Annotated in this window: 19 protein-coding genes, 1 tRNA gene and 1 riboswitch; of the genes, 9 read left to right on the plus strand and 11 right to left on the minus strand. The window is 57.2% G+C overall.

The genetic code is table 11. The features are described from left to right. The coding region (locus VGU61_RS04035; protein ID WP_326857813.1) for a DUF2254 domain-containing protein at positions 1-1,358 on the plus strand (1,358 nt) is incomplete at its 5' end. A 265-nt stretch (positions 1,359-1,623) separates the two neighbouring features. On the opposite strand, the gene VGU61_RS04040 is transcribed toward VGU61_RS04035, so the two are convergent. The 11 genes from VGU61_RS04040 to VGU61_RS04090 form a co-directional block, all read right to left on the minus strand. Further along, positions 1,624-2,388 (minus strand): SDR family oxidoreductase, encoded by a 765-nt coding sequence (locus VGU61_RS04040; protein WP_326857814.1) that lies wholly within the window; start codon positions 2,386-2,388, stop codon positions 1,624-1,626. 302 nt (positions 2,389-2,690) lie between these two features. Next, a complete protein-coding gene (locus tag VGU61_RS04045; protein ID WP_326857815.1) occupies positions 2,691-3,101 on the minus strand; it encodes a hypothetical protein in 411 nt (136 codons plus the stop codon). Positions 3,102-3,595: 494 nt separating this feature from the next. Beyond that, positions 3,596-3,671 (minus strand) — tRNA-Lys (locus VGU61_RS04050). A gap of 135 nt (positions 3,672-3,806) precedes the next feature. Further along, positions 3,807-4,556 carry a tol-pal system protein YbgF gene (gene ybgF, locus VGU61_RS04055; RefSeq protein ID WP_326857816.1) on the minus strand — a complete coding sequence of 250 codons (750 nt, stop codon included), beginning with the start codon at positions 4,554-4,556 and terminating at the stop codon, positions 3,807-3,809. A gap of 2 nt (positions 4,557-4,558) precedes the next feature. Continuing rightward, a complete protein-coding gene (gene pal / locus VGU61_RS04060) occupies positions 4,559-5,092 on the minus strand; it encodes a peptidoglycan-associated lipoprotein Pal (RefSeq protein WP_326857817.1) in 534 nt (177 codons plus the stop codon). A gap of 43 nt (positions 5,093-5,135) precedes the next feature. After that, positions 5,136-6,407 carry a Tol-Pal system beta propeller repeat protein TolB gene (gene tolB / locus VGU61_RS04065; protein ID WP_326857818.1) on the minus strand — a complete coding sequence of 424 codons (1,272 nt, stop codon included), beginning with the start codon at positions 6,405-6,407 and terminating at the stop codon, positions 5,136-5,138. A 7-nt stretch (positions 6,408-6,414) separates the two neighbouring features. Beyond that, positions 6,415-7,407: a cell envelope integrity protein TolA gene (tolA, locus tag VGU61_RS04070; RefSeq protein ID WP_326857819.1), complete on the minus strand. Its 993-nt coding sequence runs from the start codon at positions 7,405-7,407 to the stop codon at positions 6,415-6,417. A gap of 3 nt (positions 7,408-7,410) precedes the next feature. Continuing rightward, positions 7,411-7,857 (minus strand): ExbD/TolR family protein, encoded by a 447-nt coding sequence (locus tag VGU61_RS04075; RefSeq protein WP_326857820.1) that lies wholly within the window; start codon positions 7,855-7,857, stop codon positions 7,411-7,413. After that, positions 7,857-8,558 (minus strand): protein TolQ, encoded by a 702-nt coding sequence (gene tolQ, locus VGU61_RS04080; protein ID WP_326857821.1) that lies wholly within the window; start codon positions 8,556-8,558, stop codon positions 7,857-7,859. The genes VGU61_RS04075 and tolQ overlap by 1 nt, the downstream gene beginning before the upstream one ends. 84 nt (positions 8,559-8,642) lie before the next feature. Beyond that, complete coding sequence (gene ybgC / locus VGU61_RS04085; protein ID WP_326857822.1) at positions 8,643-9,062, minus strand: tol-pal system-associated acyl-CoA thioesterase; 420 nt, start codon at positions 9,060-9,062, stop codon at positions 8,643-8,645. Between the two features lie 39 nt (positions 9,063-9,101). Continuing rightward, on the minus strand, positions 9,102-9,848 hold the full coding sequence (locus VGU61_RS04090) for an SDR family NAD(P)-dependent oxidoreductase (protein WP_326857823.1): 747 nt from the start codon (positions 9,846-9,848) through the stop codon (positions 9,102-9,104). Positions 9,849-9,997: 149 nt separating this feature from the next. Continuing rightward, positions 9,998-10,105: riboswitch (ZMP/ZTP riboswitch) on the plus strand. A 95-nt stretch (positions 10,106-10,200) separates the two neighbouring features. On the opposite strand from VGU61_RS04090, the gene glyA reads away from it, so the two are divergent. From glyA to VGU61_RS04130, 8 genes are all read left to right on the plus strand, one after another. Further along, the gene (glyA, locus tag VGU61_RS04095) at positions 10,201-11,448 is read left to right on the plus strand and encodes a serine hydroxymethyltransferase (protein WP_326857824.1); all 1,248 of its coding nucleotides are present in this window, start codon (positions 10,201-10,203) and stop codon (positions 11,446-11,448) included. A gap of 320 nt (positions 11,449-11,768) precedes the next feature. Then, positions 11,769-12,239, plus strand: a complete 471-nt coding sequence (gene nrdR, locus VGU61_RS04100; protein ID WP_326857825.1) for a transcriptional regulator NrdR — start codon at positions 11,769-11,771, stop codon at positions 12,237-12,239. Between the two features lie 125 nt (positions 12,240-12,364). Further along, complete coding sequence (gene pilV, locus VGU61_RS04105; protein WP_326857826.1) at positions 12,365-12,943, plus strand: type IV pilus modification protein PilV; 579 nt, start codon at positions 12,365-12,367, stop codon at positions 12,941-12,943. Between the two features lie 20 nt (positions 12,944-12,963). Next, entirely contained in the window at positions 12,964-13,929 is a 966-nt protein-coding gene (locus tag VGU61_RS04110) for a PilW family protein (protein ID WP_326857827.1), read from the plus strand. Next, positions 13,926-14,561 carry a pilus assembly PilX family protein gene (locus VGU61_RS04115; protein ID WP_326857828.1) on the plus strand — a complete coding sequence of 212 codons (636 nt, stop codon included), beginning with the start codon at positions 13,926-13,928 and terminating at the stop codon, positions 14,559-14,561. Before VGU61_RS04110 ends, VGU61_RS04115 begins: the two co-directional genes overlap by 4 nt. Beyond that, positions 14,558-18,454: a pilus assembly protein gene (locus tag VGU61_RS04120; protein WP_326857829.1), complete on the plus strand. Its 3,897-nt coding sequence runs from the start codon at positions 14,558-14,560 to the stop codon at positions 18,452-18,454. The genes VGU61_RS04115 and VGU61_RS04120 overlap by 4 nt, the downstream gene beginning before the upstream one ends. Then, on the plus strand, positions 18,438-18,920 hold the full coding sequence (locus tag VGU61_RS04125) for a type IV pilin protein (protein WP_326857830.1): 483 nt from the start codon (positions 18,438-18,440) through the stop codon (positions 18,918-18,920). The genes VGU61_RS04120 and VGU61_RS04125 overlap by 17 nt, the downstream gene beginning before the upstream one ends. Before the next feature lies 1 nt (position 18,921). Continuing rightward, positions 18,922-19,476, plus strand: coding sequence for a GspH/FimT family pseudopilin (locus VGU61_RS04130; protein WP_326857831.1), 555 nt, complete (start codon positions 18,922-18,924; stop codon positions 19,474-19,476). The last annotated feature ends 85 nt before the right edge of the window (positions 19,477-19,561 follow it).

The following is a 19,561-nucleotide window of genomic DNA, read 5'->3' on the forward strand; positions in this document are numbered from 1 at the left end:
CGTCGGAGAGTTGCCCTTCGCGCCGGGCCAGCATCCGTAAGGGAGGGCGTTTGCGGCAGACGTTAATTGAACTACGTTCGAGCTTCTGGTTTCTCCCGGCACTCATCGTTACTGTCCTTATCGGTCTGGCTTTTGCCCTGATAGAGACGGATCGGCAGTTCGGCGAAGAATTGGAGCGGTGGAGTCCGCGCTGGTTCGACAACGATCCGGAAGGTGTGCGCAGCATCCTGCAGGCAATTGCGGGATCGATGGCAACAGTGGCAGGCGTAGTCTTTTCCATTACCATCGTAGCGCTTACGCTGGCATCGACCCAGTACAGCCCTCGGGTACTGCGCAACTTCATGCGCGACCGTCTTAACCAGGCAATGCTTGGCATCTTCATCGGCGTCTTCATCTACTGCCTGCTAGTCATGCGCTCCGTCAGCGGCGGTAACGGCACCTTCGTTCCTTCATTGGCGTTGCTTGGCGCGTTGGTGCTGGCGATAGTGGCTAGCGGCACCTTCATCTTCTTCATCCACCATATCGCAGCCTCTATCCAGGCTTCCGAGTTGACGAAGGCAATCACCGAGGAAACGAGCGTGGCGCTCGATGAAGCGTTTCCGCCTCAAAGCTCAATCCGGCAAGAACGGAGACAAGGGCTTGAACCGGAGATGACGTGGCAGCCATTGCCGGCTCAGCAAGTTGGGTATATCCAGACTGTCGACCTTCAGGCGCTGGTGGATTTCGCCTGCACTCATGACACCGTCGTGCGCATGGATTGCGGCGTGGGCGACTTCGTGGCGCCTGGCTGGACCATGGCATCGATTGCGAGTGTTGGCCCGGTCAGCGCGAAGATGGTGGAAGAGATCAACCTCATCTATGCAATAGACGGCTACCGGACCATTGACCAAGACGCTGCCTTTGGGTTTCGCCAACTGGTCGATATTGCGCTCAAGGCACTGTCTCCCGGTATCAACGACACGACCACCGCTGTCACCTGTATCGAGCATTTGACGGCACTGCTGTCACACTGCGCACCGCATCCGGAACGCGCGCCATGGCAGCTACGCCATGGCGTTCTGCGTTTGATCGAAAAGCCGCACAGCTTTGCCTATTTAGTGACATTGTCATTCGAGCAGATTCGCGAAAACGCCAAGGCTAATACCGAAATCCTTCTGCGCTTGATGGCGGCAATCGAAAGGGTTTCGGGCTGGATTCACGACTCTGATCGGTTGCCGCCGCTTGAAGCGCAGCTGCAGGCCATTGCCGAAACCGTTGAATCACAACCCAGAACCGCGCATGAAGGCCGCCGGCTGAAGGAGAAGTTGGCGGCGGTCCGCGGGGCACTCTATAAAAAACAGGGATCATTGATCCGCTAAAAGCGGCTTGCCCGAAAGCTACGCAACATTTTTCCGACTTCCGCTTTGGGGCGATAAGGGTCAGTTGGTGGCGGCCAGGCAAGGTCCGGAAAGTGTCCCGATGCCGCCGCTTCACCTATGAGATGTATCTGGACATCGCGAACATGATTGGCATTTTGAGGTTCATGGGCTTACATCGTCGTCGATGCGCCTTTATCACCCGCCAGTACCTGTATCGAACAGATACGGCAAGAACGCGCTTCTGAATATCGCTTCTGCATCGGGTTCACGTTCGATTGATCGAAACTCCACCATCTACGAGCAGTGCGGCCCCAGTCATGAATGAAGAAGCGTTAGAGGCAAGATATAGGACCGACTGCGCCAGTTCCTCCGGCTGTGCAATGCGCTTGAGCGCATGCAAACTTGCAACCTGCGCCATCGCTTCTGGCGACCCGTTCATTTCGCTGCCCATCGGCGTGTCAGTACCGCCTGGAAGGATGGCATTGACGCGAATGGCCTTCGGACCAAATTCGGCCGCCAGCGTCTGCGTCAAACCGATCAAGCCTGCTTTGCTGGCCGCATATGCAGCCACGCCGGGGAATCCAACTGTATGTCCGACGAACGTCGATGTGAAAATGACGGATCCGCACCCACGGCGGAGCATTGCCGGAATTTGATGCTTGGCACCGTAAAATGCGCTTGTAAGGTTGGTGTCGATTGTGTTTCGCCAACCGATGCCGGATATTTCCGGTGTTGGGCCCATTTCGCCAAGCGTGCCGGCGTTATTGAACGCAATATCCAAGCCGCCGAACCGTTCAACAGATGTCTTGACGAGTGCAAATGCATAGTCTTCATCCCTGACATCACCGGCTACGCTTACCGCATGTCCTCCCTTTTTCTCAATCTCATTTACGAGCTCATCCAGCTCATGTCTGCGGCGAGCGCCGACAACCACTGCGGCTCCTTCCCGGGCGAAGAGCAGTGCTGTTGCGCGTCCGATCCCCGAGCTGGCTCCGGTCACAATTGCAACCTTGTTTGCAAGTATGTTCATTTTTTCTCCTGTGTTGTTTTGCATTGAACAAGAGAATCAAGTGTGGCCGTCACGACGGTTCGTGTCGCGCCGATTTCGGACATCGAATTCCATCGCCGCCGTGACCCCCGCGTTTCATCGAACAGACAGTTTTCCGCTGCGGCCCTGTATCGGACCTTCAGCGTCTGCGTCCGTGAGATCGAAAGGCCGTTAGGGTCAATAGTGTTATGTCAGTCAGTACGGAGATGTGGCCTGACGTTGAATCTAAGTCGCGTAATGGCCGCGGAGAGGAGATGCGCCAAGTTACAAAGCAGCACTGCCCGCTATGTTGACAACGCTTGTCGAACTGTCTGCCTGAGTATTTCATACGCTTGCTGCTTACCTAGATCCGCTCTGAGCCTGGACAGGTCGGTAAACCCCGCTGCACCGAGCAGTTTCGCAGCCTTACGGATACCATCCAAAACCGCCTGAGAATGGACAGTTCCTTCCCCTAATAATAGGTAAAACGGAATGCAACAAGTTTGAGGATCGGCTTTCGCTGCCCGCAGCAGATCAAACATCGATCCATGGTCAAAATGTACTCCGCACGCAATCAATCCAACGCTGGCTTTGAGATTCGCCTTTGCCTCTTCATAGGTATGGCATATCTTTACATCAAATTCCGATCCAAGCGCAGCCGTCACAAGAGGCAGATCTTGAGGTCTAATCGCTAACAGGATGGTTTTAGATGGCATGGCATCTGTTACCGGACGGCGGTCAAGCGGTAGCCGAGACGGCACGCCGCAATGAAATTATGACAATAATTTACTTTATGTAGTCCTGAAACAAATGTCTAGCGCTTGCTTCTGTACAGAGTTTCAAGCAAGAAAATTGTTCAGACATGGTTATATGCAACTTCGTCGTGACACAAGATAACGCTAAATAGAGCCGTTTCCCGCAAAAGCGGTCGACTGAAAGATTCGGTCGGTAAAGTGGAGATGTTGTGAGCTTGACCGGAACCGGAAGTAGCCCGGACACGAGGATTGTGAATCCACAAAACAAAAACGCCAACCCGCATGGGTTGGCGTTCTGTAAGGGATATTTTTGGTGGCCTAGGGCGGAATCGAACCGCCGATACAAGGATTTCCAATCACCGTGTCGGTTAGAAAAATCAATCTGTTCGTAAATCTTTTTGGACCAGAAAGAAAAAAGCCCAACCTTGTGGATTGGGCTTTTTTCTTGTGTTTCGTGGTAGGCCGTGCGGGATTCGAACCTGCGACCAACGGATTAAAAGTCCGCTGCTCTACCAGCTGAGCTAACGACCCGAAGACCAAGATTATAGAGAAAACTAATGCACTCTGTCAAATGCAACAATAAACTTTTAAAAAGTTATTGATTGCTCCGATCGGGAATGTCATCCAGTGTTCCCCGGACCGTCAAAACAATCGATAAATATACAACTAGCGAAGCGCTGACAGACGTTCCTTCGCGGTTTCCGCTGCAGGGGCTTCCGGGTATTGGGCCACCAGGGTTTCCAATGTCCGTTTCGCCGAGACACGATCCTTCAATTCCATGTATGCACTTGCGATGTTCAGCAAGGCATCGGCTGCTTTGGGATTGTCCGGATAGTTCTTCACCACGACCTGCTGCGCGGCGATCGCATTGCGATAATCACGTTGCGCGTAATAGGTGCTGCCCAGCCAGTACTGCGCCGATGGAGCGAAGCCGGATTGCGGGAAGCGGCGGGTGAAGTCATAGAATGCAGCGCCGGCATTCTTGTAGTCGCCGGCCTTGAAGAAGGCAAGTGCCGCATCGTATGCCCGTTGCTCCTCCTGCTGAATGCTGACTTCCTTGCCGTCCACCGTCACCCGCTGCGGTTCGATCTTGCGCAGACGATTATCGAGATCGACGTAGAAATCCTTCTGCCGGCGCTGTGTATTCGCAAGCTCATTGGTCAACACCTCGACCTGGCCGCGCAGCTTGCTGATTTCCTGGCGAAGCTGTGCGTTTTGCGCATCAAGATCCAGGTTGTTGGTCTTGTCGGCCTTGGCATTGATCTCGTTCTGCATGTTGTTGAGCCGTGCACGCAGATCGAGGATTGCGCGGCGCGCCTCGTCATCGGAGAAAAGCTGTGCGTGCGCGGTCAGCGGAGCAAAAGAAAATGCGGCCATCAAGGCCGCAGCAATCGTAGTTTTGAGAGTTGTGCTCATGTTTATTGGTAAACGATGTCTGAACGACGGTTCTCAGCCCATGCGGCCTCGTCGCTGCCGGTGGCTTTCGGTTTTTCCTTACCGAAAGAAACCGCTTCCATCTGCGCATCGGCCACGCCCAGGAGCGAAAGCGCTCTGCGGACGGCTTCAGCGCGCTTCTGACCCAACGCCAGATTGTACTCTCGACCGCCGCGATCATCGGTGTTGCCTTGAATAACGATCCTGCGGCCCTTGTTTGCGTTCAGGTATTTTGCATGCGCTTCGACGACCGGTTTGAATTCGTCCTTGACGATATAGCTGTCGTAGTCGAAATAGACGCTGCGTTTGGCCAGGATGCCTTTCGGGTCGTTCAACGGATCGGTCGATGCGGCATTGACCGAATTCACGCTGCGCGAATCGGATGTCGATTGGCCACCAGGCGTCGTGCCGGTGCGTTCTTCCACTTTGACGTTATCGTCCAGTTTGACCGCGGAGCTGCAGGCGGCAAGGAACAGGGCGCTCGAAATGAGAAGGGCGGATGTGGTGAAGCGATGCATTAGATTTCTCCTGAAGGTAATGCAGTGTTGTTGTGAATTCCTGTTATTTCATGAACGGTCCCCACGTCGGCTCGCGAATGTCGCCAGCCTGCGTGGTGAGTGAATGCCGTACGCGTCCATCGACCGATACCACCGCAAGGGTGCCGCGGCGGCCGGATTCGGTTGCGTACATGACGTATTTGCCGTTCGGCGAAAAGCTGGGCGATTCGTCCTTGGCGGTATCGGAAAGGCGCAGTTCCTGTCCGTTGCCCAGGTCGAGGATATATAACTGGAACCTGCCGTCGCGGCGCGAGATATAGGCCAGCGATTTGCCGTCCGGAGATACGCGCGGGCTGATGTTGTAGCTGCCGTTATAGGTCACGCGCTGCGCATCGCCGCCATTGGCCGGCATTCTGTAGATCTGTGGTCCGCCGCTGCGGTCGCTCGTAAAGTAGATATTTTGGCCGTCGGCGGAAAATTGCGGTTCGGTGTCGATGCCGCTGCTGTTCGATACGCGGCGCAAGCCGGAGCCATCCGCATTCACCACATATACTTGGGTCAGGCCGTCGCGCGATAACGCGACCGCCAGCTTGGTGCCGTCAGGCGACCACGACGGTGCGGAATTGCTGCCCTTGTAGTTGGCAACGACTGTGCGCTGGCGCGTCACGAGGTTTTGCACATAGACCACCGGCTTTTTCGCTTCGAAGGAAACGTAAGCGACCTTGGTGCCGTCAGGAGACCATGACGGCGAGATGATCGGCTCGTTGGAGCGCAGGGCCACTTGCCGGTCTTCGCCATCCGAGTCGGACACTTCAAGCCGATACTCGTTGCCCACCTTGGTGACATAGGCGATCCGGGTGGCGAATGCGCCGCGCACGCCAATCAGCTTTTCGTATATGTCATCGGCGATGCGATGGGCTGCCACACGGATGCGGTCGGCTCCCGCTGCCTGTCCGAAGCCGGAAAGGGATGCCGCCTTGACCGTATCGTACAGGCGGTAGCGGACATCGAAGCGGCCGTCCGCGAGGCGCTGCACGCTGCCGACGACAAGCGCATCCGCACCTTGCGCCTTCCATTGATTGAAGTCGACCGGCGACGTCTCGGACATCGCATTGCCGGTGTCGATGATCTTGAAGAAGCCGCTGCGCGCGAGGTCGGCCTTGATGATCGCCGTCACCTGTTGCGGGGCGATGGTTTCATCCGTAAAGCCGGCGATCGCAATCGGAATCTGGTTGGCGCCGACACCTGCTGTTTCCACCCTGAGCTGGGCTCCGGCGACGCTGGTGAATGTAAGGCCGATCAGAAGCAGCCCGCGCAAGAAAAGATTTTTCATCATGATTTGCCTACTGGTCCTTCGGTTTGTGTATGCCAATAAAGCTTGATGGTACCGTACCCGACTTGTCCTTCGGGTATGGCTGGGATCGCTCGATCGCCCGGCGAACGGCTTCGTCAAAACCAGGCACGCCGGACGACTTGGTCTTACGCATGCCGGCGACCGAGCCGTCCGGCAGCAGGTCGACAACATATTCCACTGCGGGATTGCCCGGCAATTCATCCGGGACGTTGAACGTGATGTTCGACTTGATCTTGGCCGCCACGCGCTGTGCATAGGCCCCGTCAGCCCGTCCTCCCTGCGATTTTGCCGCATCGCCGCCGCCGGGTACGGCTCCGGTAATGCGGCGCATCTCATCGTCGCGGATCTTCGCAAGCATCTGCGCTTCCGCTTCTTCCTGCTTGCGCTTTTCCTCTTCCTGCTTGCGTTTCTTTTCAGCCGCCGCTTTTTCCTTCTTCGCGAGTTCGATCTTTTCCTGTTCGGCCTGAGCGCGCTTCTTCGCCTCTTCAGCCTTGGCCAGTTCAATACGCTTCTGCTCTTCCTTGCGTTCGGCTTCCTGCCTGATCTTTGCCTGGCGCTCCTTTTCTTCGGCGAGGCGCTTCTGCTCTTCCGCCAGCCGCTCCCGTTCTTCAGCCTGGCGTTTCTTCGCCTCTTCCTGCTTGCGTTTCTTTTCCTGCTCCAATGCGATATCGGGCTTGACCGCTGGCGGCTCGTCGTCGACCGGCGGCTTGGGAGCGGCTTTTGCGACCGGCGGAAGCTCAGGTTGCTTTTCCGGTTCCCGCGGAACCTCCTTCACTGCTTCCTTGACGGGTTGCGGCGGCGGGGCGGATTCCTTCGGCTGAGGGCTCCACACTTCTGCTTCGATGGTTGTCGGTGCTTCATTCTGCCAGCGCACGCCGATCCACAGCAGCGCGACCAATGCCAGATGCACCAGGGTGGCGAACACGATGGCTCGCCAGCGTCCGGGCTCCTGGGGTACGGTATAGGGCGTCTGGTCGGTCATGGATTATTGTTTGGTGGCGAGACCCACGCGGTTGATGCCCAGTTTTTTCGCTTCCGATATCACTTGGATCACATCGTCGTATTTGATGTCTTTTTCGGCTGAAATCATCACGGGCAATTCCGGGTTCGCCTCGTGCATCGCGCGAAGCTTCTGCACCAGCGCGGCGCGGCTTCCGATTTTCTCTGCTTGTGCGCCGGCGTTCCGGCTATTGCTTTGACCGTTGACCGAAATGGTGGCGGTCGTGTCCTGCTTCAACGCGATCTGGATGTACTCCGACGGCGGCAATGCTGACTTGGCTGCCGTTGGCAGATTGATCACGCCAGGGTTCGTCAGCGGAGCGGCAACCATGAAAATTATGAGCAGCACCAGCATTACGTCGATATACGGCACGACGTTGATTTCGGATTTGAATTTGCGGCTGCGTCCGCCGCGCAAGGAACTGTTCGACATCAGCGCGCCTGCCGTTGCAAGATGTTGGAGAACTCTTCGATAAAGCTTTCGAAACGAATCGAGAGGCGATCGATGTCGTGTGAGTAACGGTTATAGGCGACAACTGCCGGGATCGCGGCGAACAGGCCGATCGCTGTTGCGATCAGCGCTTCGGCAATGCCTGGCGCCACCGAAGCCAGCGTCGCCTGCTGCACGTTTGCCAAGCCCCGAAATGCATTCATGATGCCCCAAACCGTTCCGAACAATCCGACATACGGCGACACCGAACCGACCGATGCCAGGAACGCCAGATGGGATTCGAGCGCATCCATCTCCCGCTGGTAAGCGGCACGCATCGCCCGGCGCGCGCCGTCAATCATCGACGCGGGATCGGATGTGTTTCTGCTGGCCAGCGATGCCTTGATCTTTTGGAACTCGCTCATGCCGGATTCGAAGATACGTTCGAGCGCGCCGCTGTTGCCGCCGCTCTTGCGGCGGTTCGAGGTTGCGTCTTCATACAGCGTATTGAGATTGCCGCCCGACCAGAATGCGCGCTCGAATTCCTCGGTCTGGGAACGAGCGCTCTTGATCGCAAACATTTTGCGGAAGATATATGTCCAGCTCATGACCGACACCAGCAATAGCAAGGCCATCACCAGTTGCACGAGCAAGGATGCGTTGCTGATAAGAGCGATAAAGGATAGATCTTGTGTGACAGTCATCGGTTGTCTTAATGGGGTTAACAGCAAATTGTATCTGCATCAGGCAGATATGCTACCGGCGCCGGCCGTGAGGTGGCGCGGAAATTATCCTGGAGCGTCGATCCTTGCCAGTACATCATCCGGAATAGGGCGCGGGCGGAAAGTGCGGGTGTCAACACAGCCGACCTTGATCCGGCCACTGGACAACAACTGCATCTGTCCTTCTTTCATGCGCCATGCCTCCTGGAAAAATTGCACTGAGGCACGTCCAAGCCGTTCGACCACGACGGTGAGTTTCAGTTCATCATCTAATTTCGCGGGTGCATGATAATCGACGGCGGTGCTTTTGACGACGAACATCGCGTGATGCGATTCGGTCAACGCATGCTGGCTGATGCCGGCCGCGCGCAACCATTCGGTGCGCGCCCGTTCAAAAAACTTCAAGTAATTTGCATAGAACACCACGCCGCCCGTGTCAGTGTCCTCGTAATAGACGCGGATGTTCCAAGTGAAATCAGCCGGCATTGTCCCTCGCAGGCCGGCTTACGGCATTGATGCAAAGCATTATGTAGTGCGCTTGATGTTGAACGGCGCAAATCCCTGGCAGGTCGGCATCATCTCAATGTAGTTAATATTGACATGCGCGGGCAGGGTGGCGATCCAGTAGGCGGTCTCGGCGATGTCATTGGCCGTCAGGGGGACCGTGCCTTCGTACACTTTTGCCGCCGCGGCATCGTCCTTCAGGCGTACATTCGAGAATTCGGTGCCTCCACACAGGCCCGGCGCAATGTTGGTAGCACGAACGCCGGTGCCGACGAGGTCGGCGCGCAGGTTCAAGGTGAACTGATCCACAAACGCCTTGGTGGCGCCATATACGTTTCCGCCCGGGTATGGATAGGCCCCGGCAACCGATCCGAGGTTGATGATCATGCCGCTACCGCGTGCCACCATGGACGGCAGCAGTGCCCGGGTCATGGTGACCAGGCCCTTGCAGTTGGTGTCGATCATGGTGTCCCATTCTTCCAGCGATGCCTTGTGAGCCGGTTCGATTCCCAGGGCAAGACCCGCATTGTTGATGAGTACATCGACATCGCGCCAATCGGCGGGAAGCGCATCGAGAGCCTGCTGGATCGAGGTCTTGCTGCTGACATCCATTTCGATTGCCAGCAAGGAGGCGCCGAGTTCGGCGGCCAACGCGTCGAGCCGGTCCTTGCGGCGGCCGGTCGCTATGACCTTGTGGCCGTTCTGGGCAAACTTGCGCGCCATTGCAGCGCCGAAGCCCGATGTTGCGCCTGTAATAAGAACTAACATGGAAATTCCCTTTTCACAAAGTTTGCCGAGTGCCAAATTTTAGCCGAAAGAGCACATCTGCTCAGGCCTCGCTCATGATCGCCGAATTCGCCTGGGCCGGTCGGTCGTCTTGCCGAAAATTCTCCGCTCCCTTACAATTCAAGTCCATTTTCGTCTCACGTGACTGGCGAATGCCGAAACCTCGGGTTTTGGCGACAAGGTGGGCAACCACCGGGGAACGTGAGATTTCACCATAGCCGTTCGCCTGGGCAGCCACAAATGGAAGCACGTCTGAGGCTGCCTATTCCCTTTCCGTTGGCCCTCATTCGATTCAGGCAAACCCGTTTGCATTCTTAATCGATTGGAGTTTCGCATGTTCTCAAAAGATCATACCCTTGCCAAAGTCGACCCCGAGCTTTGGTCCGCCATCCAGCAGGAAAATACCCGTCAGCAGGACCATATCGAATTGATCGCCTCGGAAAACTATACGTCGCCGGCGGTCATGGAAGCGCAGGGCTCGCAACTCACCAACAAGTATGCGGAAGGCTATCCGGGCAAGCGCTATTACGGCGGCTGCGAATTTGTTGATATCGCCGAGACCTTGGCCATCAATCGCCTGAAGGAATTGTTCGGCGCCGAAGCGGCGAACGTCCAGGCGAATTCCGGTTCGCAGGCAAACCAGGGCGTGTTCTTCGCGATGCTTAAACCGGGCGACACCATCATGGGTATGTCGCTCGCCGAAGGTGGTCACCTCACGCACGGCATGCCGCTGAACATGTCAGGCAAGTGGTTTAACGTCGTTTCCTACGGCCTGAACGATAAGGAAGAAATCGATTATGACGCGATGGAGCGTCTGGCCCGGGAGCGCAAGCCCAAGCTGATCGTCGCCGGCGCTTCCGCCTACGCCCTGCGCATCGACTTCGAGCGTTTCGCGAAAGTGGCAAAGGAAGTCGGCGCGTATTTCATGGTCGATATGGCGCATTATGCCGGCCTCATCGCCGCAGGCGTCTATCCGAATCCGGTGCCGCATGCCGACTTCGTTACATCCACGACGCACAAGAGCCTGCGGGGCCCGCGCGGCGGCATCATTCTGATGAAGGCTGAACATGAGAAGGCAATCAATTCCGCTATCTTCCCCGGTATCCAGGGCGGCCCATTGATGCACGTGATCGCCGGCAAGGCAGTCGCCTTCAAGGAGGCGCTGACGCCGGAGTTCAAGGCGTATCAGCAACAGGTGGTAAAGAATGCAGATGCGCTGGCGAAGGCGTTGATCGAGCGCGGATTGCGTATCGTGTCGGGCCGTACCGAATCTCATGTGATGCTCGTCGATCTGCGCGCCAAGAAAATTACCGGCAAGGAGGCGGAAGCGATTCTCGGCTCCGCCCACATCACCTGCAACAAGAATGCGATTCCCAATGATCCGGAAAAGCCGTTCGTGACATCCGGCATCCGTCTCGGCAGCCCGGCGATGACGACCCGCGGATTCAGGGAGGCGGAATCAGCGAAGGTCGGTTATCTGATCGCCGACGTGCTCGATAACCCGCAGGACGCCGCGACCATTGAACGTGTAAAGGCTGAAGTCAAGAAGCTGACCGATGCATTCCCGGTATATGGGAAATAATGCAGCGATGACAAGCAGGAACGGTTAAACGAGCCGGGTCCGCATGAATGAAAAAGGGAAGGCGATGACTTCCCTTTTTTGTATCCTCTCGTTGTTTCCGATGGAAGCGGCCATCCAAAGCTTGACGGACGAGTCGCGCAAGCCGGAAACTACAGGACCGGGACCATCCGGCCAGCAGGGGCATTGGCGACGCTTGTCGGGTGTTACGGCATGGTCGCCGGCGAAGCATGGAACTCGTTGGTATTGACAAAATTTTAACTAACCTTTAACTTGCCGTTCCTGATTTCAAATTCGCTTATCCTTCGGCTCAGCGCTCCTTTATGAAATGCCCCTTCTGTCAACATGAGGACACACAGGTTCTCGACACCCGCGTGTCGGAAGTAGGAGACGCCATCCGCCGTCGTCGCCGTTGCACGCATTGCGACAAGCGCTTCACCACGTATGAGCGCATCGAACTGACGATGCCGGTGATCGTAAAGAAGAACGGCAGCCGAACCGAATTTGACCCGGCCAAGCTGCGCGCCAGCCTGATGCTGGCGTTGCGCAAGCGCCCTGTGTCTGCCGAAGCGGTTGACGCCGCCATCCACCAGATTGAAGAAAAGCTGCTGTCCACCGGTGCCCGTGAAGTCATCTCAGCACATGTCGGCGAGCTGGTCATGCGCGAACTGAAGCGCCTCGACAAGATCGCGTATATCCGCTTTGCATCCGTCTACAAGAGCTTTGAAGATGTCGCGGAATTCCAGGATGCGATAGCAGAAGTCGGCCGGGAACGGAAACCCCCAAGTAATTGATTAGTTGCTGTCTACCCTGCCGTTGATATGACGGCCAGGTTGCGGCGGCATTGTCGTGTGCAAAATGTTGCAAAATTGTTAATAAAGTAGTGGTGCTTCGGCGCCTTATCGGGATATTGAGCTTCATGAAACAACAACGGGTAGATGGATTTTCGCTTATCGAAGTGCTGGTCGCGGTACTGGTGCTCGCAGTTGGTGTTATCGGCACTGCAGGCATGCAGCTCGCTGCGCTGAGAACCAATCAGCAATCATCATTTCAGACCACCGCCGTGCAACTTGCCGCTGAAATGGCGGACCGGATGCGCGCAAACGAAAGCCAGATGAAGCTTGGCGCTGCACGGAATCCCTATTTGAAAGTCAACTACTGGGCAACGACGCACGGCGATCCTTTCCCACCCGGAAAACGGTGCGATGCCGATTATTGCAACGGCGTGGAACTGGCGCTTTTCGACATTTACGAATGGCAGAAACGGGTGTATTCCGACTTGCCCGGTGGCCGCGTAATGATCTGCCAGGATGCCGAACCCTGGAACAGCGCAATGCAGGCGTTCACATGGAGTTGCAAGTCAGGTCCAGTGGATGGCGGCTCGATCGTGATCAAAATGGGCTGGCAGGAGAAGGCACCCGACGGTACGCTGGTCCGAACCACAGGAAAGGAATTTGCGCCGGGCGTGGCGCTCACGGTACAGCCTTACGTACCATGATGGCCCGCCGATACAAGCGCATGCCCGATCAGACCGGGCTAATCCTGATCGAGCTGATGATTTCCATCTCACTCGGCCTTCTTGTCATGCTCGCCGCCACAGCGCTGCTGCTGTCCTCAAAATCCGCATATACCGCCCAGGATGACAGCACGCGAATCCAGGACACCGGCCGGTATGCCGCCGAAATCATCAGCCGCTCGGTCCGCCAGGCAGCCTACGAGAACTGGGACCGGAATGACGCGCCGATCGTCGCATCCGCGGGGATCAGTGCGAACATTGCCGGCCTTGATGCGCACAGTTTGAAAGCAACCACCGACGGCATCACATTACCGGTTGCAAGCGATGTGAACGGGAGCGATATTCTCGCGGTGCGCTTCTTCGGCTCCGGAACCGGAGTGCACGGTGACGGCAGCATGATCAATTGCGCCGGCTTTGGCGTCGCGGCGGCGACATCGCAGGACAGCGCCGATGAAGAACGCGGGACCAGTATCTTCTATGTCGCCAGGGACGCGACCGGCGAGCCGCAGCTCTACTGCAAGTTCTATGGCAAAAGTGGATGGACGGCACAAGCACTCGCACGCGGTGTGGACACTTTTCAGGTGATCTATGGGATCGATACGGACGCCGATAGCCTGCCTAACCGCTACATGAACGCGTCTGCCTTGCAGGCGCTCGATGATGCACTGGTGATCACCGGCGCTACCGCGCAGGAACAGGCCGCCGACCGCAACAACAAGACATGGTGGAAAAAAGTGGTCGTCGTCCGCACTGCGCTGCTGCTACGTGGCACGGAGAAAAGCCGCACCGACGCATTGACCTCCCAATATGACCTCTTCGGCAGCGAATACGCGGATTTGCATGCATCGACCGACATCGGAACGCGCATCATCGAAGCCCGGCTTCCTGAAAGCGTGCGCAACCGGATCAGGAAAATCACCGCCACGACGATCCAGTTGCGCAATCAATCATCGGGAAGCGGGCTATGACGAACGACGGAATGGAGCGATTCCATCGAAACATCGCGCCGCGGCAATTCGGTGCTGCATTGATCGTCTCGCTGCTGATGCTGGTGGTTGTCATGATGCTCGGCATGTCGGCCGCGCAGACTGCGTTGCAATCCGAGAAAGCGTCCCGAAACGATCGTGACCGGCAGGTTGCGCTGCAGGCTGCCGAAGCTGCCCTGATGGATGCGGAAACCGATATCGAAGGATCGCCCGATCCTGCCCGATCGCGCAGTCGCCTGTTCGCACATGACCGTACGGAAGGATTCAGTCCAGGGTGCGGTATCGAGAACCCGGCGCTCTATCTCGGACTATGCAGTCGCGCCGAGGGAGGCCATGTGCCTGCCTGGACGAATGCCGACCTGCTTGATCCGTCCCCTGCCGCCATGACCGTCCCCTACGGTCACTTTACCGGGCAGGTGTTCCAGACCGGCGCCGGTCCGATGCCCGCAAGGCCGCCCAGGTATGTCATCGAACTGATGGCCTATAACCGTGCGGGTGAAGACGCGACCCTCGATGGGCGGAATTACTTCTATCGGGTGACGGCAATCGGCTTCGGCATGCGTGATACCACGCAGGTGGTGCTTCAGACTTTCTATCGAAAAGACGGCAAATGAAAAACAACAACGTTGTCGCAGCATTGGCTTTCCTCGCTCTGCAAACGACGCATGTCGTTCAGGCAGCTACCAATCCGGATGTGAAGATCGCCACAGAACCGATGTTCGGGGGCAGGGGAAATGTTCATCCCAACCTGGTGCTCAACCTATCGGTCGAATTTCCGACGGCAGGCATTGCCTATCGCGGCGACGGCGGCACTTACAATCGCACGACAGAGTATGTGGGCTACTTCAATCCTGCGAAGTGCTACCTCTATAACGGCGGCAATCGGAATCTTTCCGACACCGGATATTTCGTTATTGCGAAAGACGCGGATCCCATCACCCGCGAATGTGGCGGAGATACATTCAGCGGCAACTTCATGAACTGGGCCACCTCCTCCGCGATCGATATGCTGCGCTACGCGCTTACCGGCGGCGACAGGATTATCGACACACCGGATATCACCATTCTTCAAAGGGCTGTCCTGAAAGACACGTTTTATGCCCATTCGACCTATTTTCCCCGCCGGACCGTCGTCCCGGGCGGCAACGTCAGTGCGCCGGATCGGGTGACGCCTTTCAGGACGGGAACACTGCATATCGTTTCCTGCGGCAATCGTGTTCTCTTCAGCGACGTCAGCAGCGGTCTTGCCAATGCCAGCGGTACGGACGCGAACAGATACTGCACATCGGCGTACAGCGGCGCCGGCATGCCGCCCAGAGAAGCACTCGACAAGAAACTGGGCGAATTTCTTGTCAGGGTGAAGGTGTGTGACGGCAAGGAGGGGGCATCCCGGACCGACCTGTGCCAACGATTTGGCAGTCAATACAAACCCGTCGGTGAAATTCAGCGGAAGGCCGACCGGCTGCGGCTGGCAGCGATGGGCTACGTGCTCGACGATGCGGAAACACGTTACGGCGGCGTGCTGCGGGCACCGATGAAATATGTCGGCGCCAAAAAATTGGAAGCACCGGATTTCATCGAACTACCGAACGACAAGGCGGAATGGGACAGCGTCACCGGCGTGTTGTACACCAATCCGGAAGATCCGGTGAACCGGAACAGTGGCGTGGAAAACAGCGGTGTAATCAATTACCTCAACAAGTTCGGCAGGTCGGGAAAATACAAGACCTTTGATCCGGTAGGAGAACTCTTCTACGAGGGTTTGCATTATCTGCAAGGGAAAGAGCCGACAGCCGAGAGTGCTGTCGGCATCACCAGCACCATGAAGGATGGCTTTCCGGTCATCCAGAATTCGCCCGATCCCGTGATTGCGTCATGCCAGCAGAATTACATGCTGACCGTCGCCGATGTGAATACCCATTGGGACCGCTTCATCCCCGGCAACCAGCGCACGACATACGGCAGTGGCCAGGACGCCTTTGATTCCGCGCGGCCCGCGGAACGCGAAGTTGCCGGAAAGACGCCGGCGCTGGATGTCAGGACATGGACACGGCGGGTGGGTGATCTGGAGAACCATGCATCCAATCCGGCACCGAACCCCTTGCTAACCAACCTCGACAACAGAGACACCGGCGCCTCCGGTCACGGCACCTACTACATGGCCGGACTCGCTTACTGGGCCAACACGAACGACATCCGCTTGGACAAACCCGTCCGGGTAAAGACCTTTGCGATCGATGTCGATGAGGGTGGGAACGGTCAGATCGACGGCAATACGCGCAGCCTCAAGCCCCGTGACAGCCAGCTCTATCTCGCGGCGAAATACGGCGGTTTCGACGACAGGAACGGCGATGGCAATCCGTTTGTCACCTTCGCGCCGAACGGCAAAAGCGTGATCAGCGGAAGCAATGCCGAGTGGGACAACGACGGCAACGGCGTTCCCGACACCTATTTTCTCGCCGGACAGCCGAAGGAGATGATTGCCGCCGTCAAGCGGGTATTCAACAAAATCGGCCAGGCCAGCGGCAACATTTCAGGCGTGGCAGCGACCGGCGGCCGGATGTCGACCGATGGCATCTTCGTCTACCAGCCGGGATTCGAATCCTCCACGTGGGCTGGAAGCCTTAAAAAATTGGCCTTGAAACCCGGCGCAGGCGGGAATATTGATATCGCATCTACCCCGGACTGGGATGCGGGTGAACTGTTATCCGGATTCGATCTGCCCGCCAATGACGTGCGCAAGATATTCACCGCGCAAATCAACAGCGGGGCACTCAGGACAATCGAATTCAAGTGGGACCAGTTGAGCGGCAGGCAGAAGGAATTGCTCAGTATCGATCCGGTCAGCGGCAAGCCGGATGCTCTTGGCGAGAGCCGGCTTGCCTACCTGCGCGGACAACGCAGCCTGGAAAGCGGCAAGCCAGGTGGTGTCTTCCGTACGCGCACCAGGGTGCTCGGCGATATCGTCAACAGCAACGCGGTGTATGCAGGACCGCCTTCGCCATATGGCCAGGGAACAGGGTATGCGCAATTCCAGGACGCGCTGAAAGGGCGGACAAAAGCGGTGTACATCGGCGCGAACGACGGCATGCTGCACGCATTCAATGCACAGGACGGCCGCGAGCTGTTCGCCTACGTTCCGAACGCCGTGATCCGTCATCTTGCTCAACTGACGTCGCCGGACTATCTGCACCGCCCCTACGTCGATGGCATGCTCACGGTTGGCGAGGCCCGGATCGGCGCACGCTGGAAGACGATTTTGGCTGCCGGTATGGGCGGCGGCGGACAGGGATTGTTTGCGCTGGATGTCACCGAACCCGGAAACTTTGGGGCCGGTACCGGAGCACTATGGGAGTTCACCGATGCCGATGATCCCGACATGGGAAATCTCGCAGGAGCGCCGGTCATTGTAAAGTTCGCATCGGGGACACCGGCCGGGCCTTCCGAGTACCGCTATTTCGTGGCGGCACCAAGCGGGTTGAACAACTACACGGATGACGGCAGTTTCAACAAGGATGCCGCTGGGGCGCTTTTTCTTCTCGCACTCGACAAGGCACCGTCGGTCAAGTGGGAACTCGGTGTCAATTACTACAAGTTCAGGATGCCAGCCTCTGATCCGACCCTGCAGAACGGACTTTCCGCGCCTGCAGTGGTTGCCGACCAGGGAGGCGGCGCGTTGTATGCATATGCCGGCGATTTGCAAGGCAATCTTTGGCGTTTCGATTTCAGCGCGGCTCCGCCCTTCAGTGGCGGCGGCACGCTGCTCTTCGTAGCCCAGGACGCGGCAGGAAACAGGCAGCCCATCAGCACGCAACCGAAGGTAGTGTATGCGCCCGGCGGCGGCTATTTGGTGTTGTTCGGCACCGGAAAATTTTTCGAGAACCGGGATGCCGCAGCAGGAGAGTTCAAGACGCAATCCTTCTATGCAATCCACGATGCTGTTCCTTCCCGGCCGGCCACGGTCATGCGCCACCAGCTGGTTAGGCGGGTATTGACGAAGACGGGTGACGCCATTGCCGTGAACGGGAAGGATTTTTCCTATGGCGGTAGCAAAGCGGAGACGAAGGGCTGGTTTTTCGACTTCGTGCAATCCGACAAGACCGGCGAGCGCAGCGTCACTCCTTCGCTGATATCCAACGGCAAGCTGTTTTTCAATAGTCTGATACCCGGCGGCGATCCCTGCGACCTGGGAGGCGGTCGCTCTTATGCGTTCGATGTCCTGACAGGATTCCCGCAAGGCGGTGCGACTACCGGCAACCTATCGACGGTCGGCATGATGAGTTCGCCGATGGTGGTGGAAACCGCATCGGCAGTCAGCCAGCGCAATGCGATCGGCCGACGGACAGCACGGAAAACGCAATTGGTGATCAATTTCGGAACCGGCGGCGTGAAAGGCGCAACAGTAAGTTCAGAAAAGGAGAGCATTGAATCCATCGTTCCCGCAGGACGTTTCAGCTGGCGCGAATTGGTTAACTGGCAGGAGTTACGTAATGCAATCGCAAAATAAGCCGCTTCTTTGTCGCACCGGAAGCGATGCGGGGTTTACGCTCATCGAAGTGATGGTGGTCTGCGCCATTGTCGCCATACTCGCCGGCATCGCCTATCCGTCCTACCAGAGTTCCGTCCGCAAGACGAAACGCGCGGAAGGCCGGGCGGCACTGATGCAACTGATGCAGCAGCAGGAACGATTTTATTCTCAGCACAATACCTACATCACATTCTCATCATCATCGACCGATCCGAATGAAAAGCGGTTCAAGTGGTATTCGGGCGACGGTGCTGCGGGCAGCGCCTATGAAATCGATGGCGCTGCGTGCACGGGCGAGACGATCAAGGACTGCGTCCATTTAACCGCAACCCCCGGCACGAGCAAGGTAAATGGCGGATTTCGCGATCCCGCTTGCGGCAAATTGATGCTGACCAGCACCGGGCTGAAATCCTCATCCGGCGCGGCCACAGATTGCTGGAAGTGACATGCGCATCGCATACCGGTTAAGAGCGGGAATTTTTTGCGCAGGATTCACCCTGGTGGAACTGATGGTGGTTCTGTCGATTGCGGCGATCCTGCTCGGCATCGGCGTGCCGAGTTTTCGCTCCCTTATCAATAGCCAGAGAATCACGACGGCGACGAACGACCTGCTGGCCGCCATCCACCTGACCAGGTCTGAGGCAATCAAGCGCGGCGCCAGGGTCGATCTCGTCCCCGCCGGCGGTGGCGATGATTGGGCAGAAGGGTGGGTGGTATTCATTGACGGCAACGCGAACCAGACACGGGATCAGGACGAACAGGTCATTTTTTCGCATGGCCCTGTACCCGATGGCATGACCATCGACGCTGATTTTACCGACCCGACGCCGGCCTATCTTGCCTATAATGCCGCCGGGCGCACCCGCATCAATGCCAGCGATCACACGCCGCAACTGGGCAGCTTCGCATTCACGCTCGACGGAGAAGTGCGGCATATCAAGATCAATTTGCTTGGACGTCCGCGCATATGCAATCCGGCAACCCATCGATCTACCTGCTGATTGCATGTCGCGAAAACGGACGATGGATTCTCCCGCCAGCGACGAAGCAAGGCGCGCTAAAATGTGCCGCTTCCAACCCATTGAG

This window comes from Noviherbaspirillum sp. (genome assembly GCF_035944575.1).
Lineage (GTDB): Bacteria > Pseudomonadota > Gammaproteobacteria > Burkholderiales > Burkholderiaceae_D > Noviherbaspirillum.

Coding starts and splice junctions, on each gene's coding strand:
- ybgC (WP_326857822.1), bottom strand. CDS start 9,062: ATGCCGGCTGATTTCACTTGGAACATCCGCGTCTATTACGAGGACACT.
- VGU61_RS04115 (WP_326857828.1), top strand. CDS start 13,926: ATGACGAACGACGGAATGGAGCGATTCCATCGAAACATCGCGCCGCGG.
- ybgF (WP_326857816.1), bottom strand. CDS start 4,556: ATGAGCACAACTCTCAAAACTACGATTGCTGCGGCCTTGATGGCCGCA.
- VGU61_RS04045 (WP_326857815.1), bottom strand. CDS start 3,101: ATGCCATCTAAAACCATCCTGTTAGCGATTAGACCTCAAGATCTGCCT.
- VGU61_RS04125 (WP_326857830.1), top strand. CDS start 18,438: ATGCAATCGCAAAATAAGCCGCTTCTTTGTCGCACCGGAAGCGATGCG.
- VGU61_RS04090 (WP_326857823.1), bottom strand. CDS start 9,848: ATGTTAGTTCTTATTACAGGCGCAACATCGGGCTTCGGCGCTGCAATG.
- VGU61_RS04120 (WP_326857829.1), top strand. CDS start 14,558: ATGAAAAACAACAACGTTGTCGCAGCATTGGCTTTCCTCGCTCTGCAA.
- VGU61_RS04110 (WP_326857827.1), top strand. CDS start 12,964: ATGCCCGATCAGACCGGGCTAATCCTGATCGAGCTGATGATTTCCATC.
- pilV (WP_326857826.1), top strand. CDS start 12,365: ATGAAACAACAACGGGTAGATGGATTTTCGCTTATCGAAGTGCTGGTC.
- tolA (WP_326857819.1), bottom strand. CDS start 7,407: ATGACCGACCAGACGCCCTATACCGTACCCCAGGAGCCCGGACGCTGG.
- VGU61_RS04075 (WP_326857820.1), bottom strand. CDS start 7,857: ATGTCGAACAGTTCCTTGCGCGGCGGACGCAGCCGCAAATTCAAATCC.
- VGU61_RS04040 (WP_326857814.1), bottom strand. CDS start 2,388: ATGAACATACTTGCAAACAAGGTTGCAATTGTGACCGGAGCCAGCTCG.
- tolB (WP_326857818.1), bottom strand. CDS start 6,407: ATGATGAAAAATCTTTTCTTGCGCGGGCTGCTTCTGATCGGCCTTACA.
- pal (WP_326857817.1), bottom strand. CDS start 5,092: ATGCATCGCTTCACCACATCCGCCCTTCTCATTTCGAGCGCCCTGTTC.
- tolQ (WP_326857821.1), bottom strand. CDS start 8,558: ATGACTGTCACACAAGATCTATCCTTTATCGCTCTTATCAGCAACGCA.
- glyA (WP_326857824.1), top strand. CDS start 10,201: ATGTTCTCAAAAGATCATACCCTTGCCAAAGTCGACCCCGAGCTTTGG.
- nrdR (WP_326857825.1), top strand. CDS start 11,769: ATGAAATGCCCCTTCTGTCAACATGAGGACACACAGGTTCTCGACACC.
- VGU61_RS04130 (WP_326857831.1), top strand. CDS start 18,922: ATGCGCATCGCATACCGGTTAAGAGCGGGAATTTTTTGCGCAGGATTC.